Here is a 25,658-nt window from a genome sequence, read left to right on the forward strand (position 1 = left end):
TACCGGCGGCCCACCACGGTGACAGGCAGGACGTGCGATGTCCGACGCTCCAACAAGCTCCCGCCCCTCGGTCCCGGGCCTGCCCCAGCCCCGGCCCCGGCCTCGATTCCAGTTCCGGCCCCGGCTCCGGACGGGCCCTCGCCTGCCCGGCCCGAGGCACGCCCCGCCTCGGCCGCGCAGGGCGGGATCTGGTTCAACGAGCGGCTCGAAGACTGCGGGGCCGTCCACCACGTACCGTTCACCCTGCGCTTCGACGGACCCCTGGACGTCCCCGCCCTGCGCCACGCCTGCGATGCCGTGCTGGACCGGCACCACCAGCTCACCAGCGCCGTCGAGGACCGGGGCGGCGTCCCGTACCTGATACCGGCCGCGGCCCGCCCCGCACTCCTCGTCGAGCCGGCGGGCGAGGAGGCCACCCGGCAGCACATCCGGGCGCCGTTCGACCTCGCCCACGGACCGCTGTGCCGCCTGGTCCTCCAGGTCGTCGGCCCCCGCGAACACCGGCTGCTCGTGGTCGCCCACCACATCGTCTTCGACGGCCGCTCCATGGAACTGTTCGCCGCCGACCTGGCGGAGTACTACGGCGCGCGGACCGAGGGCCGCGCCCCCGTACTCCCCGGGCTGCCGACGGCCGAACCGGCGGGCGCCGAAGAGGAACGGATCGCCGCCAAACTGCCTGCCGCCCGCCGGTACTGGGCCGACCGCCCGCTCGGTGACGAGGACGTGGTCCTCCCCGGCCTGACCCGCCCCGCCCAGGGCGTCCAGGACGGCGAGTCGGTGGAGTTCCGACTCCCCGCGGAGCTGCGGGCCGCACTGGGGCCGCTGGCGGAACGTATCGGCGTGACCCGGTTCGAGCTGCTGGTCGCCTCCCTGCACGCCCTGCTCTTCCGTTACGGCAACGGCACGCCCGTCACCGCCCTGGACCTCGGCACCCGCACCGCGGACCAGCGCGACCACATCGGCGTCCACGTCAACGAACTGCCCTTCTCCTCCGCGCCGAGGAGCAGCACACCGTTCGCGGAGTACGCCCGCGCGGTCAGAGCCGGACTGCGGGAGCTGTACCAGGTGCGCGAGGTCCCGCTCGGACGCGTCGGAGCGGGGGTCAGGCCGGGCGTCGCGCTGGCTCCGGTCTCGCTGACCTACCGCCGTACGGGCGCCGCGCCGCGCTTCCCCGGCCTGGAGGTGGCGGCGGACTGGTCACCGTCCAACCACACCGCCCGCAACGCGCTGCGCATCGAGCTGACCGACGGCCCCGACGACTTCGGCGTCCTCATCCAGTACCCGCCGCGGTCCATCACCCGCGAGCGGGCCGAAAGCACGGGCCGGCACTGGCTGACGCTGCTCACCCACGCCACAAGCTCCCCCGACGCCCCGCTGGCCGAACTGGTGCTGCTGGAGGAGGACGAGCGCGACAGGCTGCTCACGGACTGGAACGACACGGCGGTGGAGTACCCGCCGCACACCGTGCCGGAGCTGATCGCGCAGCAGGCGGCCCGCAGGCCGGACGCCGTCGCCGTCGTCCACGGGGACCGGCGCCTGACCTACGCCGAACTGGAAGCCGACGCCGAAGCCCTCGCCGGCCGGCTGCGGGAGAAGGGCATCGGCGCGGGCTCGCTCGTCGCCGTGCGGGCGAGCCGGACGGAACGGCTGCTGGTGGGACTGCTCGGGGTCCTCAAGGCACGGGCGGCCTACATCCCGCTGGACGCGGTGTACCCGGCGGAACGTACCGCGTTCGTCCTCGCGGACTCGGGGGCCGCCCACGAGCTGAATGACAGCGACCTGACGGCCGGCGACGGGATGGACGGTGCCGGCTTGCCCGGTGTCGGCTTCAGGGACGGCGGCGTGGACGGTGCCGGCGCGGTCGGGGCGCCCTCCGCCGAAGACCTCGCGTACGTCATCTACACCTCCGGTTCGACCGGCCGCCCCAAGGGCGTACAGATCGAGCACCGCTCGCTGACCAACCTGCTGCTGTCCTTCCGGGACCTGCTCGACGCCCGGCCCGGCCACCGCTGGCTGGCGCTGACCTCCGTGTCGTTCGACATCTCCGGCCTGGAACTCTTCCTCCCGCTGGTCACGGGCGGCACGGTGGTCGTGGCGAGCGAGAGCCAGACCCGCGACGGCAGGGCGCTGAGCGAACTGGCCGCCCGGCACGGCGTCACCCACGTACAGGCCACCCCGACCGGCTGGGCGATGCTCCTGGACAGCGGCTTCCAGGCGCCCGCCGTCACCGCGCTGGCCGGTGGCGAGGCACTGCCGCAGGCGCTCGCCCAGCGGCTGCGCCCCAAGGTCGGCAGGCTGCTGAACGTTTACGGCCCGACGGAGACCACCATCTGGTCGACCTGGGAGGAGATCCCCGCCGGCGCGCAGGACCCGGTGACGATCGGCCGTCCGCTGGCCAACACCCGGGTCTACGTGCTCGACGAGCGGCTGACACCCGTACCGGTCGGCGTGCCCGGCGACTTCTACGTCGCCGGGGCCGGCCTGGCGCGCGGGTACGTCGGCCGGCCGGAGCTGGACGCGCAGCGGTTCCTGCCGGATCCGTTCGGGCCGCCGGGCAGCCGGATGTACCGGACCGGGGACCGGGCGCGCCACCGCGACGACGGGCGGGTGGAGTTCCTCGGCAGGGCCGACGATCAGATCAAGCTCCGGGGATTCAGAATCGAATTGGGTGAGATCGAGTCGCGGCTGCTCGCGGTGGAGGGTGTGGAGCTGGCCGCCGCCGCCGTACGGGACGGCAGGCTGGTCGGCTACCACGTCGGCCGCGCCCGGGCGGGCGACCTGCGGCGGGAACTGGCGGCGGCGCTGCCCGCGTACATGGTGCCCGAGGTGTTCGTCGCGCTCGACGCGCTGCCGACCACACCGAACGGCAAACTCGACCGTGCGGCGCTGCCGTACCCGGCCGGGACCGCCACCGATGTGCCGTCCGAGGCCGTGGACGGCACGGAAGCCGCTGAGGGTACGGGCAGTGCCGGTGGGGCGGGAGATGCGGAGGGTGCGGGCGGTGCACCGGAGAACCTGCCGGAGAGTCCACTGGAGACGGTACGGGACATCTGGCGCGAGGTGCTCATGCTGCCCGAACTCGGGGACGAGGAGGACATCTTCGACCTCGGCGGCCACTCGATCACCATGACCCAGATATCGACCCGCATATGGGACCGGCTCGGCGTCGAGGTGCCGCTGTCGGCGTACTTCGACGCGCCGACCATCCGGGGCATCGCCGCCGTGGTGGCAGAACTCCAGGCGGAGGAGGCGTACGAGGACTCGTACGAGCACGGTGTCGACGGATAGCGGGGCTGGGGGCCCGCGGGCCCGCGGGGACGGGTTGGGGCGGTGCGGTGCGAGGACGAGGGCGGTGGGCGGTGGGCCGCCGAGCCCGCCGGCTCTCAGCGGCCCACCGGGTCTGAACGGCCCGTCGCCTCTCAGCGGCCCTGCAGCGCCTTGACGTTGTCACCGAACGTCCAGCCCTTGGACCCGTCCCAGTTGACCGACCAGGTCATCAGTCCCTTGAGGCCGCCGCCGTACCGGTTCCAGGCTTGCGACACCAGGCTCGGCGCCATGTAGCCACCGCCGGCGCCCGGTTGGGCCGGCAGTCCCGGCACCTGCTTGTCGTAGGGAACCCGGATCGTGGTGCCCTGGACGACCAGTCCTTTGTTCAGGCAGTCCGTCTGCGCGGTGAACCCCGCGACCGTACCGGCGGAGTAGGAGTCACCGGAGCACCCGTACATGTTGCCGTTGTAGTACTGCATGTTCAGCCACCACAGCCGGCCGTTGTCCGCGTACTTCTTCACGATGGGCAGATACGCTCCCCAGATGGAGCCGTAGGTCACGCTGCCCCCGGTGACATAGGCCGTCTCCGGCGCCATCGTCAGGCCGAACCCGGGCGGCATCCGGTCGAGTACGCCGTCGATGATGTGGATCAGGTTGGCCTGGGAGGCCGACAGCGTGGTGATGCTGCCGCTGCCGGTGAGGCCGGTCTCGATGTCGATGTCGATGCCGTCGAAGTTGTACGCCTTGAGGATGGGCACCACCGTTTCGACGAACCGGTCGGCGACGGACCGGGAGGAGAGGTCGATGCCCGCCGCCGCGCCACCGATGGACATCAGGAGCGTGAGGCCGGACTCCTTGGCCCGGCACATCTCGGCCGGGGTCGCGACCTTGACCGTGGCGTCCATTCCGTCCTCCCACAGGACGGTGCCGTCGGAGAGGATGACCGGGAACGCCGCGTTGACCACGTTGTAGCCGTGTGCGCGGATGCGGGGATCGGTGACGGGAGTCCAGCCGAACGGGGGGTGTACGCCGTTCGCGGCGCCGTCCCAGTTCTCCCAGTAACCCTGGAGCACCTTGCCCGCGGGCCTCGGTCTGACCGGGCACGTCTCGGCTCCGCCTCCCGGTGCCGCGCTCGGCGCCGGAGCGGCCGTTGCCCGGAACGTCGTCTGAAGTGCCATCTGGAGGAGGACGGCCAGTACCAGACCGACTCCCAGCAGGAGCCGGTACGGGCGCAGGTGCGGGTACCGATGCCGGTGCGTCGTCGTCCGGCGGGGTCGGGTCATCGCTGTGCTCCTTCCCGTCGCGGCCGGCCCGCTCGCTCGGGGCACGTCGGGCCAGACGCTAAAACGGTCCAGACCAACCGTCAATAGGTCTGTACCAACGCGCGTACGGGGGTGCCCCGGTTACGCCCGTCGCACCACTACGCCCATAACGCCGTCACGCCCGTAGCACCGTTGCATCCATCGCATCGTCACGCCGGCAAAACCGTCACGCGCCCAGAACCTCCGCCAGGTCGTACCGGACCGGCTCCTCCAACTGCGCGTACGTGCACTGCTCCGGCTCCCGGTCGGGGCGCCAGCGGCGGAACTGGGCGGTGTGCCGGAAGCGGTCGCCCTGCATGTGGTCGTAGGCCACCTCCACCACCCGCTCCGGGCGCAGCGGGATCCACGACAGGTCCTTCTTCCCGGTCCATCTGCTGGGGCCGCCCGGCAGCCGGTCGGCGGCCTGTGCCTCCTCGCTGGTCCACCGCTCCCACGGATGTCCCGCAGCGGAAGCCATCCGCAGCGGTTCCAGTTCGGCCATCAGTGCCCGGCGCCGGGCCATCGGGAACGAGGCGCAGACACCCACGTGCTGGAGCCGGCCGGCCTCGTCGTACAGGCCCAGGAGCAGGGAGCCGACGACCGGTCCGCTCTTGTGGAGACGCAGCCCCGCCACCACGCAGTCGGCGGTCCGTTCATGCTTGACCTTGACCATGGCCCGCTCACCCGGCCTGTAGGGGAGGTCGGGCGGTTTGGCGACGATCCCGTCCAGGCCGGCCCCCTCGAAGTGTTCGAACCAGGCGCGGGCGACGTCGAAATCGTCCGTGGCAGGGGCGAGGAAGACCGGCGGCGCGGTGGCACGCAGCGCCTTCGTCAGCGCCTCCCGGCGGGCACGCTGCGGTACGGGCATCAGCGACTCCTCCTCCAGGGCGAGCAGGTCGAAGGCCACGAAGCTCGCCGGAGTCACCTTCGCCAGGTGGCGTACCCGGGATTCCGCGGGGTGGATGCGCTCCAGAAGGGCGTCGAAGTCCAGACGGCCGTCACGGGCGATGACGATCTCGCCGTCCAGGACGCAGCGTTCCGGGACCCGCTCGCGCAGGGCTGCCACGAGTTCGGGGAAGTAGCGGGTGAGCGGCTTGCCGGAGCGGCTGCCCAGCTCGATCTCCTCGCCGTCGCGGAAGACGACGGCCCGGAAGCCGTCCCATTTGGCCTCGTACTGCATGCCGGGCGGAATGGCCGCGGCGCTCTTGGCCAGCATCGGCTGCACGGGCGGCATCACGGGAAGATCCATGCGGCGATTGTGCGGTCGCGGACCGCCCCCCGCCCGCCGACGGGCGGCGTCCGCCCGTACGGCCTAGCGTGGGTGCATGGCAGAGGCGCTGGAGCTCACCGTCGGCGAACGGACGGTCCGGGTGTCGAACCCGGACAAGGTCTACTTCCCGCGGCGCGGCTTCACCAAGGCCGATGTGGTCCGCTACTACCTGGCCGTCGGCGACGGCGTCCTGCGCGCCCTGAAGGACCGCCCCACGACGCTGGAACGCTACCCCGACGGGGTGGAGGGTGAGTCCTTCTTCCAGAAACGGGCGCCCAAGAACCTCCCCGACTGGATCCCGACCGGCCGGATCACCTTTCCCAGCGGTCGGTACGCCGACGAGATCTGCCCCACCGAGCCCGCCGCCGTCCTGTGGGCGGCGAACCTGGGCTGTCTGACCTTTCACCCCTGGCCGGTGCGCCGTCACGACACCGAGCACCCGGACGAACTGCGCATCGACCTCGATCCGCAGCCCGGAACCGGCTACGGCGACGCGGTACGGGCCGCCCTCACCCTGCGCGAGGTCCTGGACGAACTCGGCCTGACCGGCTGGCCCAAGACCTCCGGCGGCCGTGGCCTGCACGTCTTCGTCCCCATCGCTGCCGACTGGACCTTCACCCAGGTACGGCGCTCGGCGATCGCCGTGGCCCGGGAGCTGGAGCGGCGCGACCCGGAACGGATCACCACCTCTTGGTGGAAGGAAGAGCGCGGCGCAAAATTATTTGTAGACTACAATCAAACGGCCCGTGACCGCACGATCGCCGGCGCCTACTCCGTACGGCCCTTCCCGCACGCACCGGTTTCCGCGCCACTGCGCTGGGAGGAACTGACCAGCGCCGTGCCCGAGGATTTTGACCTGGCCACCATGCCGGCCCGCTTCGCGGAGGCCGGAGATCCGTACGCCGACATGGACACCCACGCCTTCCGCCTGGACGCGGCCTTGGAACTGGCCGCCCGCGACGAGCGCGAACACGGTCTGGGCGACCTGCCCTACCCGCCGGAACACCCCAAGATGAAGGGCGAACCCAAACGGGTCCAGCCCAGCCGCGCCAAAAAATGACCCGCCCCGCACCACCCGCATCCCCCACTCCTCACCGACACCGCCCTCCCGGCACACCCTCCCGACACCTTCCCGTCTCCGCCTTCCCTGCCGCCTCCCTGCCTGTCTCCTCCCTCACCCGCCACCTTCCCGCCCGGCGCTGAGCCAGTCGTACGCGGCCCGCGCCGTGACTCCCCTCTGGCCGCCCTTGAACAGCAGCCCTGCGCCGGCACCGCCCCGATCGCGGCCCGCGAGGAGCCGGACAGCACCGCCATGGGATGCCCGGCGGCATACAGCCGCTCCACCAACCCACGCATCTCGGGGAAGGCCTGGGTACGGTCGCGTGCCAGCTCGACATAGGCACGGTTCTTCCCGGTCGGCAGCTCGTCGGGCAGTGCGTCGATGCCGCACTCGTCCCGAAGGGCCTCCAATGTCTCGCGCGTACCGGTGCCGATGAAGCGGGTGTGCCGCTCCCAGGTGAAGTCCCGCATGCACGCGCCTCCCTCCTCACCCTTACACCCGTACGGCCGAGGAGCCCGGCACCCGTACAGGAAGCCCCCGAGTCACCCCTCCGATCACGCTCGCCGCCCCCGCCGATACGGTGCCGCCATGTCGACAACCGGACCTCACGACCCTCACCACCCCCATGGCGCCCACGACCCCCACACGTTAGAAGCACCGGCCTTCGGATCTGTCGGAACGCTGGTCTACCGCTCGGCACGCCCCGAGGACGACGCGGCCATCGAAGCCATCGACGGCTCGTTCACCACGGACACCGTCTTCGAGGTGGTGAACACCGGCACGGGATTCACCATCCGCCCCACCGCCGTGGACCCGCCGATCCACAAGGAGTTCCCGGACGACGAGGACGTCGAGGATGACGATGGCGACGAGGGCGAGGGCGAAGACGACGAGCGTTCGCCCGATGTCCACACCGTCGTGGCCGTCGACGGTGGCCATGTCTGTGGCTTCCTCACCACGAAGTACGCCTCCTGGAACCGCCGGCTGACCATCGCCGACGTCGAGGTGGCTCCCACCCACCGGGGCCAGGGCGTGGGCCGCACCTTGCTGCGTCATGCGGTCGACCGCGCGCGGGCCCTCGGCGCGAGCCACGTCTGGCTGGAGGTCACCAACATCAACGCCCCGGCCATCCGTGCCTATCTGCGCTTCGGCTTCACCTTCTGCGGACTGGACACCTCCTTGTACGACGGCACGGCATCCGCCGGCGAGACGGCACTGTTCATGAGCCTGCCCTGCACCGACGCGCCCAGCGCCTGACCACACCCGGCAGCGGGAGCCTCATCGTGGTTTCGCGGTGTTCCCCACCGCCTCGACCAGCGGAAGCATCCGGTGCGGCACCCGCTCCCGCAGTGCCACCTCCGTGCGGGTGCGCACCACACCGGGCAGCTTGATCAACTGCTGGATCACATCCTCCAGATGCGCCGCGTCCCGTGCCACCACCCGGGCCAGCAGGTCCCCGCCGCCGGTGGTCGAGAACGCCTCGATGATCTCCGGTACCTCGGCCAGCGCGTCCGCCATCTCCTCCAGGTGCCCCTGGGTGACCTCGATGTGGACGAACGCCAGGACCGGGTGACCGAGCGCGGCGGGGGACAGACGCGGGCCGTACTGCGTGATCACCCCGTCGCGCTCCAGCCGGTCCAGCCGCGCCTGGACCGTGCCCCGGGCGATACCGAGGATGCGCGCGTACTCCCGCACGCTCGTGCGCGGCTGTTCCAGCAGCAGCCGGAGGATCTTCGCGTCGAGGGCGTCCACAGCCATGTTCCAACAGCCTCCTCATCTTCGGCAACGAGCCTCTGCGAATGTACCAATGGCCCTCCCAAGGCTCGGTCACCTGGACCACTGGCCCACCCCGTACGCGGTCACTGCGCCATAGCCCCGCGCGTCGTCCGTGGCCTGGGCGCCGCCGGCGACGGAAAGCGCCTTCGGCGCTCAGGCGTCGCGTGAGCGGAGTACGCAGTACCCGACGACATTGGCCGCCACCGCCCATATCGCCAGCAGCCCCACGGCCGCCGGAGTGCCGTACGCCTGGTTCTCGGCGACCCCCATCAGATGCATGCCGGCCGGTCCGGGCAGGTAGTCGGCCGCCTTGGAGAGGAACTCCACCGACGTGGACTGCATGGTCATCGGAAGTACCAGCATCAACAGGAACCCCACGGTGAGCGTGCCCGCGACGCTGCGGACGGCTGCACCTATACCCACGACGATGACACCTGTGGCGGCGAGATAGCCTCCGACGGCGAACGCCCGGGCGACGGCGTCCTCGGCGGTCACCGACTGTGCCGCATCACCGAGCGCGGCGACGGCGGACCCCACCCCCACGGGCGTGAGCACCAGGCCGGACACGAAGAGCACCGGGAAGAGCACCAGGCATTTCGCCAGCAGCACCCGATAGCGGACCGGCACCCACAGCAGCGTCGAACGGATACTGCCGGTCGAGTATTCGGTCGCCATGACCATCGTGGCCAGTGCCAGAACCCCGAACTGGCCCATGAACGCGACCCCGGTCCCCAGATTGTCCAGCGGCGCGGTCGGCAGCCCGCCACCGGAGCCGTCCGCGGGAGCGGACCGCGCGGCACCACCCGCGATGACCGTATAGGCGATGATCAGCGCCGCCGTCGAGGCGAGAGCCACCCAGGTGGAGCGCACGGTCCATAACTTGGTCCACTCCGCGGCGATGGCCCCGACCAGCCCACCGCGTCCCTTTTGGCCTGTCACCCCCGCTCCGCGAGGAGCAACAGGGGAAGGGACGGTGTCTGACGCGGTGGAGGAATCAACGGAGGAACCAGCGGTTCTGTTACTCATGACGTCGGCTCCGCCTTGTCTGCCGAGGGCCCCGGTGGGGTGCCGTGATGAATGCCGTATTCGATGCTGGAGGCGGTCAGTTGCATGTACGCCTCCTCCAACGAGGGTGCAAGGGCGCGGAGTTCATGCAGGCGTATGCTGGCTTCATGGGCGATGTCACCGATCCGCTCCACGGTCGCGCCACGTATCGTCAGCACGTCATCGTCGCTGTCATCGTCATCGGAGCGGTCCACGGCGAAGCCGGCCACGGCTGTCCGCCGCTCCATTTCCTCCCGTCCGCTTCGCTCCGGCACCCGCACCCGGACCGTGTCCCGCGCACTGCGCCGCACCAACTGTTCCATCGGTTCGTGCGCGATGAGCCGGCCCCTGCCGATGATGACCAACTGGTCGGCCGTCTGCTGCATCTCACTCATCAAATGACTGGAGAGAAAAACGGTCCGGCCTTCCCCGGCCAGTGACCGGGCCGTCTCCCGGACCCAGCGCACACCGTCCGGATCGAGCCCGTTCACCGGCTCGTCGAAGATCAGTACACCGGGGTCGCCCAACAGCGCGCCGGCGATACCGAGCCGCTGCCCCATACCGAGGGAGAAGAGCCCGGCCTTCCGCTCGGCGACCGAGGTCAGGCCGACCGTTTCCAGTACCTCCTCGACACGACGGCCCGGAATACCGTTGCTACGCGCCATGGCCAGCAGATGATGGCGGGCGCTGCGCCCCGGGTGCAGCGCCTTCGCTTCCAGGAGAGCCCCGATTTCCCGTGTGGGATACCGCAATTCCTCATAACGCTTTCCGTTGACCAATGCCTCCCCGGCCGTCGGACGGTCCAGGCCGAGAATCATCCGCATCGTCGTGGATTTCCCGGCACCGTTGGGACCGAGAAAACCGGTCACGTGTCCCGGCCCGATATCCGCATGCAAGTCGTCCACGGCGGTGACTTCTCCATAGCGTTTGGTCAGTCCCCTGAGCGTGATCATGTGAGTCTCCCTGTCGAAGTGGTGACGTGATCAACGCTAGAAAACGCGACGGGTCCGGCACATCCGACCAAAGGAATCGATCGTCTATAACTTTCGCTGCGTCCCACCCCCTCTTTGGAGACCACTCCATCGACACGGTGGCCGGACCGAGCAGATGGAACCGGAACGAGGGGACCAGCCGGCCCGGCGGTTCGTCGAACCGCCGGGCCGGCTGCTGTGCCGTGGGGAATCACCGGCGAACGCTAGGGCGCTTCTGACGGATCTCCGCGGCCTCGCGACGCCCGGCACGCACCCTCGCCGCACGGCGCAAAGGGACAGGTGGCTCCGCCACATGACCCTTCACACCGCACGCCGAGCGCACGCACCGAACACCGCTCCGTCTTCCACGGAGATCCATCAGAAACGCCCTAGTCGCCGGCGATCGCCACCAGCATGTTCGTACGGGCCGCCCGGCGGGCGGGCCACATCGCGGCCAGTACGGCGGCGGCGCCGATCCCGGCCAGCGCCGGACCGATGACCGTCAGCGGGAGGGTGAAGTCCCACAACCGCTGCCCGAACATGGCGTGTTGCATGACGGCTCCCGCCGGGACGCCCACCACCACACCGAGCAGCGCGCCGAAGAGCGATATGACGATGCTCTCGACCCTGATGGTTCTGCGGACCTGGAGACGTGTCGCGCCCACCGCGCGGATCACTCCGATCTCACGGGTGCGTTCCATGACCGACAGCACAAGGGTGTTGACGACACCGAACACAGCGATCAGGAGCGCCACCCCGAACATCGCGTACATCAGCGTGAACGCCAGCGACTGGTGCTCCACGCCCTGCCGCACCAGTGTCTCGCGGTCGCCGACGATCACGTCCGGACGGTCGCGGAAGGCCGCCTCGATACCGGCCCGGGCCCTGGCAGGGTCGGGCCCGGTGGCGTAGAGCGTGGTGATCTGCTTGCGGAGTGCGGCAGGCGCCCGGGCGACGTCCAGGAAGATGCTGGCCTGCAACTCCGTGGCGTCGTAAATGCCCACGACGGATTGAGTGACGGAGGTCCTGGCGTCCAGATGAAGGGTGATCTTGTCGTTCATGCCCAGGCCCATCATGTCGGCCTGGTTCTGCGATATCACCACACCGTGTTCAAGGTCGGGGCTGCCCGCCGTGATGTGCGGGGTGAGGACGCCCTTGAGCCCCGCGGGTTCGATCGCGGAGATCCGCCGCTCGGTTCTGCCGCCCTTGTAGGTGAGCCCGACCAGTACGTCACGGCTGCCCGCCACGTGAGAGACGCCCGGCAGCGATGTGACCTTGGCGGCTTCGGCGGGAGTCAGGCAGGACCCGCCGCCGGCCGCGGACTGCAGGACCGTGGTGGTGTCCGGCACGTTCGCCCGGGTCGTCGAGGCGATCAGCGCGGAGAACGAAGCGCTGAGTGTGGCGAACGCGCAGACCAGGGCCAGGCCGACGGTGATGGCCGTCGCCGTGCCCGACGTACGCCGCGGGTCGCCGACCGCGTTGCGCAGCCCCAGCCGCAGCGCCGGCCGCGACCGCGCACCCAGCAGGCGGGCCGCGGGACGCAGGACCACCTCGGCGAAGAAGGGCGCGAGCACGATCATGCCGGCCACACCGAGCACCGCCCCCACCAGACCGATGATGCGTGCGGCATTGGACGAACTCGGGTCCGCGGTGGCGAGGACCAGCGCCGTACCCAGGACGACGAAGCCGAGGCCCAGCACATGACGTATCCGCTTGGTCCCCCGCGGAGGGATCGCGTCGGTCCGCAGTGCGGCGACCGGCGGCACGGAGGCGGCACGCCGGGCCGAGCCGTATGCGGCCAGTGTGCTGACCAGCAGGGCGACCGCGTAGCCGAGGGCGATGGCCACCGGGCCGACGGTGAAGGCGACATCGTCCCCCGGGCGCATCACCGAGATCATGGAGGGGCCCAGCGCCACCCCTCCCAGCGTGCCGACGGTGCCTCCGGCCAGACCGAGCACACAGGCTTCCGCGATGATCCCGGCCCGCACCTGCCGCTTGCGGGCACCCACCGCCCTCAGCAGCGCGAACTGCCGGGTGCGCTGTGTCACCAGCAAGGTGAAGGTGTTGCTGATCACGAACATGCCGACCAGCAGCGCGACCGCCGCGAACGGCAGCATCGTCATCCGCAACTCCTGCGCCGTCGCCTCCGATTGGCGCATGGCGGCGTCGGCCAGCGCACCACCCGTCTCGACATGGCAGTCGCCGGGCACCGCCTTGCGCACGGCCGCTTCGAGCGCTCCGGCGGACGTACCGGACTCGGTCGACAGCTCGATGCGGTGATAGCGCGTGCCCAGGAGCCTTACGGCGGTCCGTGTGTCGTACGCGACCACCGGTATCGCGTCGGACGCCTCATCGGAGTCCGTCGTCGTCTCCGGCCCCAGTCGGCGGTACGTGAACAGCCCGGACACCACGGCCCGGTCCGTACGGCCGTCGGACAGCAGTATGCGCGTGGTCGTCCCCACCTTGATGCCGGCGGCGTCGGCGTCGGTCCGGTTGAGCGCCACCTGGCCGGGCCCGGAGGGGGCCTTGCCCGCCTCCAACGTGAAGCGTGTGCCGTGACTCCAGTTGGTGCCGGCCCGGTCCAGGACGGTGGCGGTCCTCACGAACTTGCCGCCGGGCCCGACCAGCCCGGCCCGGCCGACGATCACGCCTTCGGCGCGGCCCACGCCGGGTATCCGGGAGAGCCGGTCCCGGTCCGCGGGGGTCAGCAGCGGATCCTTCCCGGGACTCTGCACCGAGACGCCGACATCCGTACGGGTCTCCTGGCCTGCCAGGGTGGTGGCGACGGATTCGCTGACCACCCAGCTTCCGACCGTGGCGGTCACACCGAGGGCGATGGCGACCAGCGTCATCACCACCCGGCCCTTGTGCGCGAGCAGGTCCCGCAGCATGGTTCTCAGCATCAGGCAGCGGCCTTCTCGAAGGACTTCATGCGCTCCAGCACGGCGTCCGCGGTCGGTGTGCAGATCTCATCCACGATGTGGCCGTCCTTGAGGAACAGCACCCGGTCCGCGTACGCGGCGGCGCTCGGCTCATGGGTCACCATCACCACCGTCCGACCGAGGTCGTCCACGCCGCGGCGCAGGAACCGCAGCAGTTCGGCAGAGGCGGCCGAGTCCAGCGCGCCGGTCGGCTCGTCGGCGAACACCACCTCGGGCCGGGTGACCAGCGCCCGTGCACACGCCACGCGCTGCTGCTGTCCGCCGGAGAGTTGACTCGGCCGGTGGCCGAGCCGGTCGCGCAGGTTCAGTGTCGTGATGACCTTGTCCAGGAGCGCCTGATCGGGCTTGCGTCCGGCCAGGTCGAAGGGGAGCGTGATGTTCTCCAGGGCGGTGAGCGTGGGCAGCAGGTTGAACGCCTGGAAGACGAACCCCACGCGGTCACGGCGCAGATCGGTCAAGGCGTCGTCACGCAAAGCGGTCAACTCGGTGTCACCGAGCCACACTTTGCCCTCGTCGGCCCGGTCGAGCCCGGCGAGGCAATGCATCAGCGTCGACTTCCCGGAGCCGGACGGCCCCATGATCGCGGTGAATTCCCCGCACGGGAACGCGACGTCCACCCCGGCGAGCGCGACCACGCGGGAGTCGCCCGAGCCGTAGCGCTTGGTGAGACCGGTGGCGCGGACGGCGGTTGTTGTCTGTGTCATGGAAGGGAGTGTCCGAGCGCGGACCGGCCCGGCACGTCACCTGAACGGCCAGAAACACCCCTGACTTAAGTTGAGGCCACGCTCAACCTTGGTGCAGCCGGGGCAAGACGTTCGGCAGAAGCCGAGCGCGTCATGAACAACTAGGCTCGGTGTGTGGCACAGAACAAGGAGTCAGCGCTCCGGCAGCGACTGCGACGGACCAGGGGCCGCTGGGGCCCGGCGTCGCTGGCGGTCGTCGTCGCCGCGGATGCCTTTGTACCGGTCGACGGCCGCCCCATCCCTTATGTGCACGCCGAGTTGGGCATCACACCGATGACCGGCTTCCTCCTTTCGGTGGTAATGGCGACGGCATCCTCGACCGCCGTCCTGCTGCTGCCGCGCAGGCGCCTGCCGGCCGTCGTCGTCGGGATGGTGGCCTGGGTGCTGCTGTCGGCCTGGGTGATGCTGGGCATCGGGTCCTACGTCGCGGCCCGTACCGCCCGCAGGCCCGCCCATCTGGCCTGGTACGTCCTGGGGGCCGGCGCGGCAGCCGTGCTGCCGACCGTCACGGGCGCGGCCACCGGCGTACCGGGCATCGGGCGCGAGGATCTGCTCGCCTCGCTCGGCGGCGCGGTGCTCTTCGTCGGCCTCCCCGTCACGCTCGGCCTGTGGAGCAAGGCCCGCCGCGAGGTGATCGAGGGCCTTCAGGAGCGCGCCGCGCAACTGGAAAGAGAACAGGCCGTGCGCGCCGAGCAGGCACGGCTGGCGGAACGGGCCCGGATCGCCCGCGACATGCACGACGTCGTCGCGCACCGCGTCACGCTCATGGTGCTGCACGCGGGCGCGCTGGAGGTCAACGCCAAGGACGAGAAGACCACCGATGCGGCCGAACTCATCCGCACCACGGGCAGGGAAGCGCTCGCGCAGCTCAGGGACGCCATCGGCATTCTCAAAAGGCCGGGTGACGACGACGGGCCCGGCCTCGGACCGCAGCCGACCCTGGTGGACCTCGACCGGCTGCTCGACCGGTCGCGGGCCGCAGGCATCCCCGTGGCCCGTCGCGACGAGGGAACGCCCCAGCGGCTGCCGACGCTGCTGGAGCACGCCGCCTATCGGGTCATACAAGAAGCCCTGACCAATGTGCACAAACACGCCGGGGCGGTCTCCACCGATGTCGCCGTGCGTTACCACACGAAAGAGCTGGAGATCATGGTGAACAACGCGGCCCCGCAAGGTCCCGTCGAGCCGCTGCCGGGCAGCGGCACCGGGCTGGTCGGCCTGCGCGAACGGGTCGAGCTGCTCGACGGCGAGTTCGTCGCCGAGCCGCGCCACGACGGCGGCTTCACGGTGTCGGCCCGTTTCCCCCTCTCCCAGCCCGCTCTGGAGGAACACGCGTGATCCGCGTTCTGGTGGTCGACGACGAGGCACTGGTCCGGACCGGCCTGCGCATGATCCTGGAGCCCGCCGAGGACATCGAGGTGGTCGCCGAGGCGAGCGACGGCAGCGAGGCGATCACCGCGGTCGCCAAGCACCGCCCTGATGTGGTGCTCATGGACGTCCGGATGGCGGGCATGGACGGACTGACCGCACTGCGCGAGCTGCGGCGCTCGCCGGACGGGCCAGCAGTGATCATGCTCACCACCTTCGACCTCGACGAGTACGTGCACACCGCCCTGCGCAACGGGGCGGCCGGCTTCCTCCTGAAGGACACCTCCCCACGTGACCTGACCAACGCCGTCCGTACGATCGCCGAGGGCAGCGCCATGATCACCCCGAGGGTCACCAAACGGCTGATCGACACCTTCGCGGGACTGGAGACGGAAGGCACCGCCGAGGCGCGTCGGCGGCTGTCGGTGCTGACCGACCGGGAGGACGAAGTTGTCAGAGCCGTGGCCACGGGGATGTCCAACGCGGAGGTCGGACGCGAACTGGCCATGAGCGAGGGCACGGTGAAAGCGCATGTCAGCCGCGCCCTGGCCAAGCTGGGCCTCTCCAACCGGGTGCAGATGGCCCTGCTCGTCCGCGACGCGGGGACACGGCCCTAGGAACCGCGCGGTCAAGCGCCGGGCCTGAAGACCGCGCGGCCAAGCGCCGGGCCTGAGGTCCGCGCCCGCCTGCGGTGTCCGTTCCCGGCGCCCGCCGGTATGCGCGGTGAGAGCGCTCCGGGGCTGTCCTGGTGGGCGCCGAGGCCGTACGCCGTGAGGTCGTTGACGGCGTTGACGGCCCGGCCGTCCGTGATCGGATGGAAGGCGAGGAGGTACCGGCTCGGGACGGTGACCAGTACACCGTCGGCGAGGGGCTCCTGGCCGGTCGTCGTACGCGTCAGCTCCGCCACGACGAGTGCCTTGCCGGCCACACACATCGACGAGCCGCCGGCGCAGTGGATGAGCGTGCCGTCGGGACGGCGCAGGACTTCGTGCGCGACCGGTTCGTTCACCGGGTCGGCGCGCGCGGCCGAGCGCAGCGTCTCCAGCCCGGTCCGCGCCACGTCTGCGTCGTCCAGGAGCCGTACGGAGCCCTACGGAGCCGGGCGAGTCCAGCGCGATGCCCCCCAGCAGGCCGTCGGCCACCGGACGCGGTTACCTGGATCCGGCCACCGTCTCGGCGGGAATCCCGCGACGGAAGAAGCGCTCAAGGACGAGCTCACGCAGTCGGCTGCCAGGCTGTCCGGGTCGTACTGTGCCGCGGTCCGACACCATCGTCCGATCGGCCCGGCCCCGGAGCCCCGCTCCGCTTCCTGGGCCCAAGCCCCGGGCCCCGGAAGCGGGTCAGGCGCCGGCCAAGGGGGGACGCGGCCCCTGCAACAAGGGAGCGGTCAGGGCCGCGAGGGCCTTTTCCAGGTCGTGCAGGTGGTCCAGGGCCCGCTCCGCGCCGGGGTGGTGCTGTGGGGCGGCGCTGCCGGGTTCCGGCGTGGTCAGGGGTGCCTCGGCGGCCGGCAGGAGGGCGCGCAGCGCGGTTTCGACGCGCTGGCAGGCGGCGGTGAGCCGGGCGTCGTGCGAGGCGTCGGGGTCGGCGGCGACGGCGGCCAGGCCGCGCGCCTGCCGGGCGCAGTCGTCCAGGTGCACCATGATCTGCCGGGCGCGTTCCTTGCGGGCGCGCAGCGGGCTGAGGGGATGCAGCAGTGGGGCGAGGGAGGCGCGGACCCTGCCGAGGAGGAGTTCGAGTTCGGCGACGTACGGTGCCGGATCGGCAGACTCCTCGCCGCCGAGCCGGCGCGCGGATTCGGCGGTGCACCGCCGTACGGCCAGCAGGGCGCGCCGGATCCATGCGTCGGTGGCCTCGTGCGTGGTGACCGGCAGGACGAGCGTGAGGGCGAGGGCCGAGCAGCCGGCGCCGACCAGCGTCTGCTCCAGGCGCAGCGCGAGAAGGCCGGGGTGCAGCACGCCGAGCAGCCCGTAGAGCAGGCCGGCCATGACGGTCACGAAGAACATCATCCAGCTATAGGAGGGCGCGGCGGTGTAGAAGATGCCGAAGACGCACAGTGCCACCAGGACGAGCGTGGGCGCGGCAGCCCCGTGCAGCGGTATGGCGACCAGGAGGCCCACGGCGATACCGGCCAGCGTCCCGACGACGCGGCGGAAGCCCCGTACGAGCGTCTCCCCGCGCGAGGCGGTGTTGACGAAGATCCACCAGGCGGTGCCGACGGCCCAGTACCAGCGCTCGTCCGAGACGAACTGCCCGATGCCCAGCGCGAGGGCGCAGGCGAAGGTGTTCTGGAACGCCTGACGGGTGGTGGGGCGGGCGAGGCCGCGGGCCGTCGGGGGAGCGGGCACCGCCGGCGGCGGCGTACGGCGCTCGATGCACCACAGGCCGAAGCGGACCAGGCTGGACGCGGCCAGTGCCGCGGTCATGGCCGTGTACAGCGCAGGCAGCTCGGCCGGTACGGCGTGCAGGAACTGCGTCATGAAGAAGGTCATGAACGCGAAGATCCCCAGCGCTTGGCCCCGTGGGCCCCACCTGCGGGCGTACACGCCTGCGAACACCACGACGAGGAACGCGGTGTCGCGTGCCCAGGGCGTGCCGTGGAGCGCCGTCGCGAGCGCGAGGACCGGGAATCCCACGACGGGCAGCAGGGCGGTGGTCAGGGCCTGCTCGCGGACCGTGGGGCCGGTGACGGTGAACAGTGCGAGCAGCGCGGCGAGGCCTCCGGCGACGGCCGCGCCGAGGGTCCCGGCGGCCAGGTGCGAGACGGTCACCGCCAGTCCGACGCCGAGAACGGCCCGGGCCGAGGTGCGCAGGCGCAGCCGTCCCGGATCCGCAGCCACGAACATTCGCCTCAGCAACTCTTCCGCACCCCTTCACGTATGTCGGCAACAAAAGAGGCGCCGCGGGAATCCACAGCGCCATTGGTTCGATCATCAAAACATTTGCCCGCCGCTGGCTCAACAGACGACAGAAGGTCTGGGCCATTGGTATAGCGACTTAGGTGAGAAGACCGCCATTGGAGGGCCAACGGATCAACCGCCACCGGCCCGGGCGGACTGTTAGCGTCGGCCCGTACCTCGGCGTACACCTCATAGGCGGCGGACCACACGGCAACGAAGGGCGGGTCGGCGGGCATGACGGACACCGGGCAGCGGGCGTACATCGGGTCGTTCACCGAGGCGGGCGGACGGGGCATCATCACGGCGGACATCGACCCCGCCTCCGGCGCCCTCACCCCGCGTCACGCCACGGACGCGATCGCCAACCCCTCCTATCTGGCGCCGTCCCCCGACGGCCGGTATCTGTACGCCGTCAGTGAGGTGGACGAGGGGCAGCCGCCGCCTTCTCGCTCGGCGGCCACGCGCCGGCGCTGCTCGCGCCCCCCGTGCCGGTACAAGGCGCCGCCCCCACCCACCTCGCGCTGTGGGCCGGGTACCTGCTGACCGCCAACTACGGCTCCGGCAGCGTGAGCGCGCTCCCCGTACGGGCCGACGGCGCCCTCGCCGCCCCGGTCGCCGTGCTCCGGCACGAGGGCAGCGGCCCGCACCCCGACCGCCAGCGGGAGCCGCACGCCCACGCGGTGCTGCCCGATCCCACCGGCCGCTGGCTGCTCGGCGTCGATCTCGGCACCGACTCCGTACGCGTGTGCGCACTGGACCCGGAGAGCGGGGCGCTCACCGTACGGGAGGAGGTGCGGCTGCGGCCGGGCAGCGGCCCGCGCCACCTCGCCTTCCACCCGCGCGGCGAGCGGGCGTACGTGGTCAACGAACTGGCGCCCACGGTCACGGTCTGCCGCTGGGACGCCACCGAAGGCCGCCTGACTCCCCTGGACGAGACCGGCCTGCTGCCCGACGGAGAGCCGCTGGGCGGCCCCGGCGCCGGAGCCGAGACATATCCATCCGAAGTGGTCGTCTCGCCCGACGGACGCTTCCTGTGGGCTGCCACCCGGGGGCACGACAGCATCTCCGTGCTCACACTGGATGACGCGGGAGAGGTCCCGACCCTGGCCGCGAACGTCCCCTGCGGCGGCCACTGGCCCCGCGACCTGGCCCTCCACCCCGACGGCCGGCACCTCTACGCCGCCAATGAGCGCTCCGGCGACGTCACCTGGTTCACCGTCGACCCGGCGACGGGCATCCCGGTCCGCGGCGGCGCCATCGAAGCGCCGGCCGCGTCGTGCGTGGTCTTCGTGTGAACACGGGCTTCGCCTGACCGCCGACTTCGAAGGCACAGCAAAGACAACAAAGCACAACAAAAGGGCCGCTCCCTCCGGTATGTGAGGAGCGGCCCCGGGCGGTCGGCAGCCGACGACAGCCGACGGCACCCGTCCGCCGGCCGTGCGGCGATCGCTGAGCAGTGATCGGGCCGGGACACGATCACGTACCGGACCCGATCACCTACCGGACCGGATCACGTACCGGACCGGATCACCGAGCCGGTACGCCCTGCCCCTGCGCCTGCTGGAGCTTGACCCCCACCAGCGTCGCGTAGTGGGACAGCACCAGTCGGCCCACCGTCCCATAGGCGCCCAGCGCCTCGGCCGCCGAGCAGCCCGCCTCCGCCGCTGCCGCCTCCACCAGGCCCCCGGAGATCTCCGGGCCGATCAGGTACGGGGCCAGGGCGAGCTGCCGGGAGCCCGAGGAGCGCAGCTCGTCGGCCGCGCGGGAGATCGCGCCCTCCTCGTCCAGCGCGGCGGCCAGCACCGGCACCGCCAGACGTGCGGAGAGCAGCATGCCGGTGATCCCGGCGGCCTGTACGGCCTCCGGGCCGCCGACGGTGGCCAGGACGATGCCGTCCGCGGCCGTCGTGACCGTGAACAGCCGGGCCCGGTCCGCCCGCGCCAGACCGGCCTCGGAGAGCCGTACGTGCAGGGCCTCGGCGAGCAGCGGGTGGGGGCCCAGGACGTCGGTCAGCTCCGCCCCGGAACCGCTGTTCATGATCGCCTGGCGTATCCGGCGCAGCAGCGCGTTGTCCGGGCCCGCCAGCAGCGGTACGACCACCGCGGCGGGGCCTTCCTCGCCGGACCGCGCACCGTCGCCGCCACGGAGCTTGTGCTCGGCCGCGGCCTGTGCCAGTACGGCCTCCAGCGCGGGGAACTCCGCGTCTCCACCGTCGATGTAGCCGACCCGGGTGTCCAGGCCGGGCAGCTCGGAGCGGGCGAGGAAGGAGATCTCCTCCGCCAGGCTCCGGGACGCCGCGTCGGGTGTGCCGGGAACGGCCAGGACCAGGGCGGGCGCGCCCTCGGGCGCGGCGACCGGCTCCGGTCGGCGGTGGCGTCCGGACTGGCGCGGACGCGGCATTCGTACAGGCAGGCCGGGTGCGGCCCCCGGGCTCGGGGAGACTTCGTCGAAGTGGGGCGAGCCGGGTGCGGGCCCAGTGGGGGAACTCATGGCGTCGGATGCTAACGCCTCGACAGGTTCCGGTGCGGAGGGAGGGCTCGGTCGGGAGGTATCCGTCCCGTTTTATCCCGCGCGTCTTCGCGCACGCGCCGGTCGGGTCAGCCCAGGAGCCGTGTGATCTGCAACAACTTCTCGTCATGGGGCAGCAGGAGCCGGTCGGCGGACAGCGCCGCCGCGATGCGCAGGGCACCGTCGAGCGGAGTGCCCGGGGCCTCGACCGGCTGTGCGTACGGCAGCCGTTCGGCGAGCGCCGCGCGCAGCGGCGCCAGCAGCGGTTCGCCGATGCGGAACAGGCCCCCGGTGAACGCCACCGCGCACCGGCCGCCCGCGGGGCACACGGCCACCGCCGTGTCCGCGATGTGCCGCGCGGCCTCGCCCAGGATCCCTGCGGCCACCGGGTCCCACCCGGCACAGCGGGCGACCTCGGGCGCGAACGAGGCCAGTACGGCGGTGCGGTCGGCGCGCGGATAGAGCCGGCCGGGCAGCTCGGCCACCGGCCCCAGCACCGCTTCGGTACGGGCCAGCAGCGCGGCCGAACCGCCCGTACGGCCGTCGTGGGCCCGCAGCGCCGCCTCCAGGCCGGCCCGGCCGATCCAGGCGCCGCTGCCGCAGTCGCCCAGCAGATGGCCCCAGCCGTCGGCGCGCCGCCAGCCGGCCGGGCCGCTGAGGTCCGTGCCCAAGGCGATCAGGCCGGTGCCGGCGGCGACCACGGCGCCGGGGCGCTGGCCCAGGGCCCCGGCGTAGGCGGTGACGGCGTCCGCCGCGAGCGCCAGATGCCGGATGCCGAACGCGTCGGCCAGTGCGGCGGGCAGATGGGACCGCAGATCGGCGCCCAGGGTGACCATCCCCGCCGCCCCCACGCACGCCGCGTCGTAGCGCCGGCCGCCCACCTCGTGCAGCAGCTTCCGCGCGGCGGGCAGGACCTGGTCCAGCAGGTGGGTGGCGTCCATGCCGCGGGCGCCCGTACGGACCGGTTCGCGTGAGGCGTACGAGGCCAGCGGCCGGGCCTGGCGGTCGTCGGAGCGGGCGACCGCCAGGCGCAGGCCCGAGCCGCCCGAATCGACCCCCAGTACGTAGGTGGCCGGGTCGGGCCGCCGGGCGGACGGAGCGTGTGCCGGGGCGCCGCCGGGCTCGTCCGCCGGGGCGCCGCCGGGCTCACCCAAGGCCGCGGGCATCCTGCTTCAGGGCGGTGTCGACGGTCAGCGCCGTGGCGAGGACCAGGCTGAGCAGCGGATCGGGAAGCTGGTGGTGGATCTGGAGGACGTAGTTGTCCGCGGTGGTGAACATCGTCTTGGCCAGCCCCTCCCAGGTCTTGGTGATCCGGGCGACCTCTTGGTCGGCGTGGTCGACGATGGCGAAGTTCCAGGCACGCCAGTTCTCGGCCTTGATCGCGCCGATCTGCATACCGTCGGCGATCAACGCAAAGTTGATCTTGCCGATGGCGTTCTGCTGTACGATTTCGCCGACCGGCCGGCCGTCGGGGCGCTCCACGACGACCTTGGACTTGATGACCTTGGCCGGGCGGGTCAGGACGAGCTGCGGCTGCCCGTACGCGTCCCGGATCTCCAGCTTGTGCGTCAGGAACTGGTCGAGGCTGGAGACGATGCGCAGCACCTTCTTGGCGGCGCTCTGACCGACCTGTACGACCGTGCCGAGCGTGTTGCCGTGCTGGTCGAAGACGCTGTACTCGTTCGTCACCTCGATCAGCTTGGCCTTCTGGTTCACGACCAGGACCGGCTCGGTGAACAGGGTGCCGCCGCCGGGGGCGGCCGGGGCGATGCCGGCCTGCTGCTGGACCTGCCGCTGGACTTCGGGGTTGACGCCCGGGTGTCCCTGCTGCGGATGCTGCGGAGCGTACGGCTGCGGCCCAGGCTGCTGGTGAGGCGGGTAGCCCTGTCCGCCGCCCGGCTGCCCGCCGCCCGGCTGTCCGTACGGCTGCTGCCCGTACGCCTGGCCCGCTTGCTGGTGAGGCGCCGGGGCCTGAGCGGTCTGCTGCGGGGCCTGCGCCTGCGGGGCCGCCTGGGAGTGCGGCTGTGCCTGCGGCACGGTCCGGGCGGGCACCTGCTGCTCCTGGGCCGGCCGGCCCGGATGGGTGTGCTCGGTCCACCGGGAGCCGTCCCACCAGCGGAGCTGGTCGGGCGTGCCCTGCGGGTCGGCGTACCAGCCCGCAGGGATGTTCGCATTGGTCATGCGGGAACACTATCCCCCGCGGTCAGGGAGGCTTCCAGCCCACCGGAGGTGCGCCGTGCCACGGCAGGAAGCCGCTGGTGCCGCCGGACCGGGCGGCCGGCCGGAAGCCGAAGGCACCGTTCCCACGGCGCGGGGCCACGGCATAAGATCACCGTGGGACGGTCGTGGGACCACCCTGGGGCGGTCGCCGGGCAGGGGTGCGGGGGCTGCTCGATTGGGGGCACGGGGTGCGCGCCAGTAGAGTAACGCGGCGTGGCAGCACGACCGTTGAGTGAACTTGTAGAGCCCGGGTGGGCCGATGCGCTGAGCCCCGTGGCCGAACGTATCGCCGCTATGGGCGACTTCCTGCGCGCCGAGATCGCGGCCGGCCGCTCCTATCTGCCCGCCGGGCCACACATCCTGCGGGCCTTCCAGCAGCCCTTCGACCAGGTACGCGTACTGATCGTGGGGCAGGATCCGTACCCGACCCCCGGGATGGCGATCGGGCTGAGTTTCGCGGTCGCGCCCGAGGTGCGGCGCCTGCCCGGCAGCTTGGAGAACATCTTCCGCGAGCTGAACACGGACCTGGGGCTGCCCCGGCCCTCCAACGGTGACCTGACGCCCTGGACGAAGCAGGGCGTGCTGCTGCTCAACAGGGCCCTGACGACCGCACCCGGCCGGCCCGCCGCGCACCGCGGCAAGGGCTGGGAGGAGGTCACCGAGCAGGCCATCCGCGCGCTGGCCGCCCGTGGCACGCCGCTGGTGTCGATCCTGTGGGGGCGCGACGCCCGCAACCTGCGGCCGTTCCTCGGCGACTTCCCGGCCGTGGAGTCGGCCCACCCCTCGCCGATGTCGGCGGACCGCGGTTTCTTCGGCTCACGGCCGTTCAGCCGCGCCAATGAACTGCTGGCCCGGCAGGGGGCCCAGCCGGTGAACTGGCAACTGCCCTGAAGGTGCCCCGCCGTGCCTCGAAGGCGCCCCACCGTGCCTCTCGGACGGCCATGTTGACATGGCCTTCCAGAGGCGGGCCTGACACACACCTCCTTTGATGCCGGCCCGGCGCGCTACGACCGCCGGGCCGGCCCCCGGGGGCACGTACGGTTCCGTCGGAAGTGCCTCAGGCCACCACCGCCGCCCGTACACACAGGACGTCCGGCAGATGGGCCAGGAGCTGGCGCCAGGTGTCGCCGTCGTCCGCGCTGGCGAACACCTCGCCGTTGCGGTTGCCGAAATACACGCCCGCGGGGTCGCAGCCATCCACGCACAGCGCGTCCCGGAGCACCGTGCCGTAGTGGTCCTCCTGCGGCAGGCCGTCGGCCAGTGCCTCCCAGCTCCCGCCGGCGTCGCTCGTGCGGTACACCCGGCAGCGGTGCCCGGCCGGCACCCGGTCGATGTCCGCGGTGATCGGGAAGACGTACGCCACGTTTCCCCGCGAGGGGTGGGCGGCCGTGGCGAACCCGAAGTCGGAGGGAAGGCCGCCGCCGATGTCCGTCCACCGCGCCCCCGCGTCGTCGCTGCGGTAGACGCCCCAGTGGTTCTGAAGATAAAGACGGTCCCGGTCCGCCGGGTCCTGCGCGATCTTGTGTACGCACTGGCCGAACTCCGGATCCGGGTCCGGCAGGAAGACCGCCTTGACCCCGCTGTTGGACGGCGCCCAGCTCTTGCCGCCGTCCCGCGTACGGAACACCCCGGCCGTGGAGACCGCGACCGTCACCGCGTCGGCGTCCCGCGGGTCCGTGATCACCGTATGGACCGCCAGGCCGCCCCCGCCGGGCACCCACCTCTCCCGCGACGGGTGGTCCCACAGGGGGCGTACGAGCGTGAAACTCTCGCCGCCGTCCTCGGAACGGAAGAGTCCGCCCGGCTCCGTCCCCGCGTACACCACACCGGGCGCGGCGGGTCCCGCCGGATGGAGCTGCCACACCCGCTCCAGCGAAGTCCCGGTATCGGGCGGGTACTTGATCGCCGGCTGCCGTGGCTCCAGCCAGGTCTGGCCGAGGTCGTCGGACCGGAAGACGGAAGGGCCCCAGTGCGCGCTGTCGGCCCCGGCCAGCAGCCGGGGAGTGGGGCGACGGGTGTCGATCCCGATGGCGTACACGGCCTGGGCGGGAAAATGCGGGCCGTCCCAGCCCCATGCGCCGTTTCGTCGTCGGCCGATGAACAGCCCTTTGCGTGTGCCTACCGCGAGCAGTACGTCAGTCATGCCGGACACCTCCGGACGCCGTTGTCTCAGGTAGGTGTCAGTCTGCACCCGGCCACTGACAACGGCGCCCCGGCGTGACAACCGGCCAGGTCACCTCGGGCGGGGCGGACCGCGAGCCGCGTATCGGCCGAAGGGGCGGTGGTGGTGC

At 71.6% G+C, this 25,658-nt stretch carries 19 protein-coding genes and 2 pseudogenes; 7 read left to right on the forward strand and 14 right to left on the reverse strand.

All coding sequences use genetic code 11. From position 1 onward, the window contains the following. Positions 1–18 precede the first annotated feature (18 nt). Positions 19–3,288: an amino acid adenylation domain-containing protein gene (locus tag KGS77_RS32445; RefSeq protein WP_242586841.1), complete on the forward strand. Its 3,270-nt coding sequence runs from the start codon at positions 19–21 to the stop codon at positions 3,286–3,288. A 131-nt stretch (positions 3,289–3,419) separates the two neighbouring features. Here KGS77_RS32445 and KGS77_RS32450 read toward each other — a convergent pair whose 3' ends face one another. Together KGS77_RS32450 and KGS77_RS32455 are read right to left on the reverse strand one after the other, a co-directional pair. Next, positions 3,420–4,445: a chitinase gene (locus tag KGS77_RS32450; protein ID WP_242587819.1), complete on the reverse strand. Its 1,026-nt coding sequence runs from the start codon at positions 4,443–4,445 to the stop codon at positions 3,420–3,422. A 310-nt stretch (positions 4,446–4,755) separates the two neighbouring features. After that, on the reverse strand, positions 4,756–5,817 hold the full coding sequence (locus KGS77_RS32455) for an ATP-dependent DNA ligase (protein WP_242586842.1): 1,062 nt from the start codon (positions 5,815–5,817) through the stop codon (positions 4,756–4,758). Between the two features lie 76 nt (positions 5,818–5,893). On the opposite strand from KGS77_RS32455, the gene ligD reads away from it, so the two are divergent. Beyond that, a complete protein-coding gene (gene ligD / locus KGS77_RS32460) occupies positions 5,894–6,898 on the forward strand; it encodes a non-homologous end-joining DNA ligase (protein WP_242586843.1) in 1,005 nt (334 codons plus the stop codon). A gap of 209 nt (positions 6,899–7,107) precedes the next feature. On the opposite strand, the pseudogene KGS77_RS32465 reads toward ligD, so the two are convergent. Further along, positions 7,108–7,368 (reverse strand): annotated as a pseudogene (locus KGS77_RS32465) (HAD family phosphatase); the annotation flags it as partial. 118 nt (positions 7,369–7,486) lie between these two features. On the opposite strand from KGS77_RS32465, the gene KGS77_RS32470 reads away from it, so the two are divergent. Further along, positions 7,487–8,155, forward strand: coding sequence for a GNAT family N-acetyltransferase (locus KGS77_RS32470; RefSeq protein ID WP_242586844.1), 669 nt, complete (start codon positions 7,487–7,489; stop codon positions 8,153–8,155). Between the two features lie 21 nt (positions 8,156–8,176). Here the strand turns inward: KGS77_RS32470 and KGS77_RS32475 are convergent, their stop codons facing one another. From KGS77_RS32475 to KGS77_RS32495, 5 genes are all read right to left on the reverse strand, one after another. Further along, positions 8,177–8,656 carry an Lrp/AsnC family transcriptional regulator gene (locus KGS77_RS32475; protein WP_242586845.1) on the reverse strand — a complete coding sequence of 160 codons (480 nt, stop codon included), beginning with the start codon at positions 8,654–8,656 and terminating at the stop codon, positions 8,177–8,179. A 171-nt stretch (positions 8,657–8,827) separates the two neighbouring features. After that, the gene (locus KGS77_RS32480) at positions 8,828–9,613 is read right to left on the reverse strand and encodes an ABC transporter permease (RefSeq protein WP_242586846.1); all 786 of its coding nucleotides are present in this window, start codon (positions 9,611–9,613) and stop codon (positions 8,828–8,830) included. A gap of 83 nt (positions 9,614–9,696) precedes the next feature. Then, positions 9,697–10,671 (reverse strand): ABC transporter ATP-binding protein, encoded by a 975-nt coding sequence (locus tag KGS77_RS32485; protein ID WP_242586847.1) that lies wholly within the window; start codon positions 10,669–10,671, stop codon positions 9,697–9,699. 407 nt (positions 10,672–11,078) lie between these two features. Next, entirely contained in the window at positions 11,079–13,592 is a 2,514-nt protein-coding gene (locus KGS77_RS32490; protein ID WP_242586849.1) for an ABC transporter permease, read from the reverse strand. Then, positions 13,592–14,335 (reverse strand): ABC transporter ATP-binding protein, encoded by a 744-nt coding sequence (locus KGS77_RS32495; protein ID WP_242586851.1) that lies wholly within the window; start codon positions 14,333–14,335, stop codon positions 13,592–13,594. The genes KGS77_RS32490 and KGS77_RS32495 overlap by 1 nt, the downstream gene beginning before the upstream one ends. Before the next feature lie 153 nt (positions 14,336–14,488). On the opposite strand from KGS77_RS32495, the gene KGS77_RS32500 reads away from it, so the two are divergent. After that, a complete protein-coding gene (locus tag KGS77_RS32500; protein WP_242586853.1) occupies positions 14,489–15,712 on the forward strand; it encodes a histidine kinase in 1,224 nt (407 codons plus the stop codon). Continuing rightward, positions 15,709–16,359, forward strand: a complete 651-nt coding sequence (locus KGS77_RS32505; protein WP_242586855.1) for a response regulator transcription factor — start codon at positions 15,709–15,711, stop codon at positions 16,357–16,359. Before KGS77_RS32500 ends, KGS77_RS32505 begins: the two co-directional genes overlap by 4 nt. An 11-nt stretch (positions 16,360–16,370) precedes the next feature. On the opposite strand, the gene KGS77_RS32510 is transcribed toward KGS77_RS32505, so the two are convergent. Both KGS77_RS32510 and KGS77_RS32515 read right to left on the reverse strand, forming a co-directional pair. After that, positions 16,371–16,802, reverse strand: coding sequence for a hypothetical protein (locus KGS77_RS32510; RefSeq protein ID WP_242586857.1), 432 nt, complete (start codon positions 16,800–16,802; stop codon positions 16,371–16,373). A gap of 280 nt (positions 16,803–17,082) precedes the next feature. Further along, the gene (locus KGS77_RS32515) at positions 17,083–18,585 is read right to left on the reverse strand and encodes an FUSC family protein (protein WP_242586859.1); all 1,503 of its coding nucleotides are present in this window, start codon (positions 18,583–18,585) and stop codon (positions 17,083–17,085) included. Between the two features lie 288 nt (positions 18,586–18,873). Here KGS77_RS32515 and KGS77_RS32520 point away from each other — a divergent pair. Then, positions 18,874–19,934 (forward strand): annotated as a pseudogene (locus tag KGS77_RS32520) (lactonase family protein). A gap of 232 nt (positions 19,935–20,166) precedes the next feature. Here KGS77_RS32520 and KGS77_RS32525 read toward each other — a convergent pair. From KGS77_RS32525 to KGS77_RS32535, 3 genes are all read right to left on the reverse strand, one after another. Next, complete coding sequence (locus KGS77_RS32525; RefSeq protein WP_242587820.1) at positions 20,167–21,039, reverse strand: hypothetical protein; 873 nt, start codon at positions 21,037–21,039, stop codon at positions 20,167–20,169. A 197-nt stretch (positions 21,040–21,236) separates the two neighbouring features. After that, on the reverse strand, positions 21,237–22,208 hold the full coding sequence (locus tag KGS77_RS32530; RefSeq protein ID WP_242587821.1) for a BadF/BadG/BcrA/BcrD ATPase family protein: 972 nt from the start codon (positions 22,206–22,208) through the stop codon (positions 21,237–21,239). 85 nt (positions 22,209–22,293) lie between these two features. Beyond that, positions 22,294–23,328 (reverse strand): phospholipid scramblase-related protein, encoded by a 1,035-nt coding sequence (locus KGS77_RS32535; RefSeq protein WP_242586863.1) that lies wholly within the window; start codon positions 23,326–23,328, stop codon positions 22,294–22,296. A gap of 252 nt (positions 23,329–23,580) precedes the next feature. Between KGS77_RS32535 and KGS77_RS32540 the strand changes: the two genes are divergently transcribed. Continuing rightward, entirely contained in the window at positions 23,581–24,258 is a 678-nt protein-coding gene (locus tag KGS77_RS32540; RefSeq protein ID WP_242586867.1) for a uracil-DNA glycosylase, read from the forward strand. Between the two features lie 166 nt (positions 24,259–24,424). Here the strand turns inward: KGS77_RS32540 and KGS77_RS32545 are convergent, their stop codons facing one another. Beyond that, entirely contained in the window at positions 24,425–25,510 is a 1,086-nt protein-coding gene (locus KGS77_RS32545; protein ID WP_242586870.1) for a sialidase family protein, read from the reverse strand. Positions 25,511–25,658 lie beyond the last annotated feature (148 nt).

Origin of the sequence: Streptomyces sp. MST-110588, from assembly GCF_022695595.1 — a bacterium.
Lineage (GTDB): Bacteria > Actinomycetota > Actinomycetes > Streptomycetales > Streptomycetaceae > Streptomyces.

What these genes read in the sequence shown, in the direction of transcription:
- KGS77_RS32450 (WP_242587819.1), bottom strand. Translation starts at nt 4,445, where the DNA reads ATGGCACTTCAGACGACGTTCCGGGCAACGGCCGCTCCGGCGCCGAGC.
- KGS77_RS32455 (WP_242586842.1), bottom strand. Translation starts at nt 5,817, where the DNA reads ATGGATCTTCCCGTGATGCCGCCCGTGCAGCCGATGCTGGCCAAGAGC.
- ligD (WP_242586843.1), top strand. Translation starts at nt 5,894, where the DNA reads ATGGCAGAGGCGCTGGAGCTCACCGTCGGCGAACGGACGGTCCGGGTG.
- KGS77_RS32470 (WP_242586844.1), top strand. Translation starts at nt 7,487, where the DNA reads ATGTCGACAACCGGACCTCACGACCCTCACCACCCCCATGGCGCCCAC.
- KGS77_RS32475 (WP_242586845.1), bottom strand. Translation starts at nt 8,656, where the DNA reads ATGGCTGTGGACGCCCTCGACGCGAAGATCCTCCGGCTGCTGCTGGAA.
- KGS77_RS32485 (WP_242586847.1), bottom strand. Translation starts at nt 10,671, where the DNA reads ATGATCACGCTCAGGGGACTGACCAAACGCTATGGAGAAGTCACCGCC.
- KGS77_RS32490 (WP_242586849.1), bottom strand. Translation starts at nt 13,592, where the DNA reads ATGCTGAGAACCATGCTGCGGGACCTGCTCGCGCACAAGGGCCGGGTG.
- KGS77_RS32495 (WP_242586851.1), bottom strand. Translation starts at nt 14,335, where the DNA reads ATGACACAGACAACAACCGCCGTCCGCGCCACCGGTCTCACCAAGCGC.
- KGS77_RS32515 (WP_242586859.1), bottom strand. Translation starts at nt 18,585, where the DNA reads ATGTTCGTGGCTGCGGATCCGGGACGGCTGCGCCTGCGCACCTCGGCC.
- KGS77_RS32525 (WP_242587820.1), bottom strand. Translation starts at nt 21,039, where the DNA reads ATGCCGCGTCCGCGCCAGTCCGGACGCCACCGCCGACCGGAGCCGGTC.
- KGS77_RS32535 (WP_242586863.1), bottom strand. Translation starts at nt 23,328, where the DNA reads ATGACCAATGCGAACATCCCTGCGGGCTGGTACGCCGACCCGCAGGGC.
- KGS77_RS32545 (WP_242586870.1), bottom strand. Translation starts at nt 25,510, where the DNA reads ATGACTGACGTACTGCTCGCGGTAGGCACACGCAAAGGGCTGTTCATC.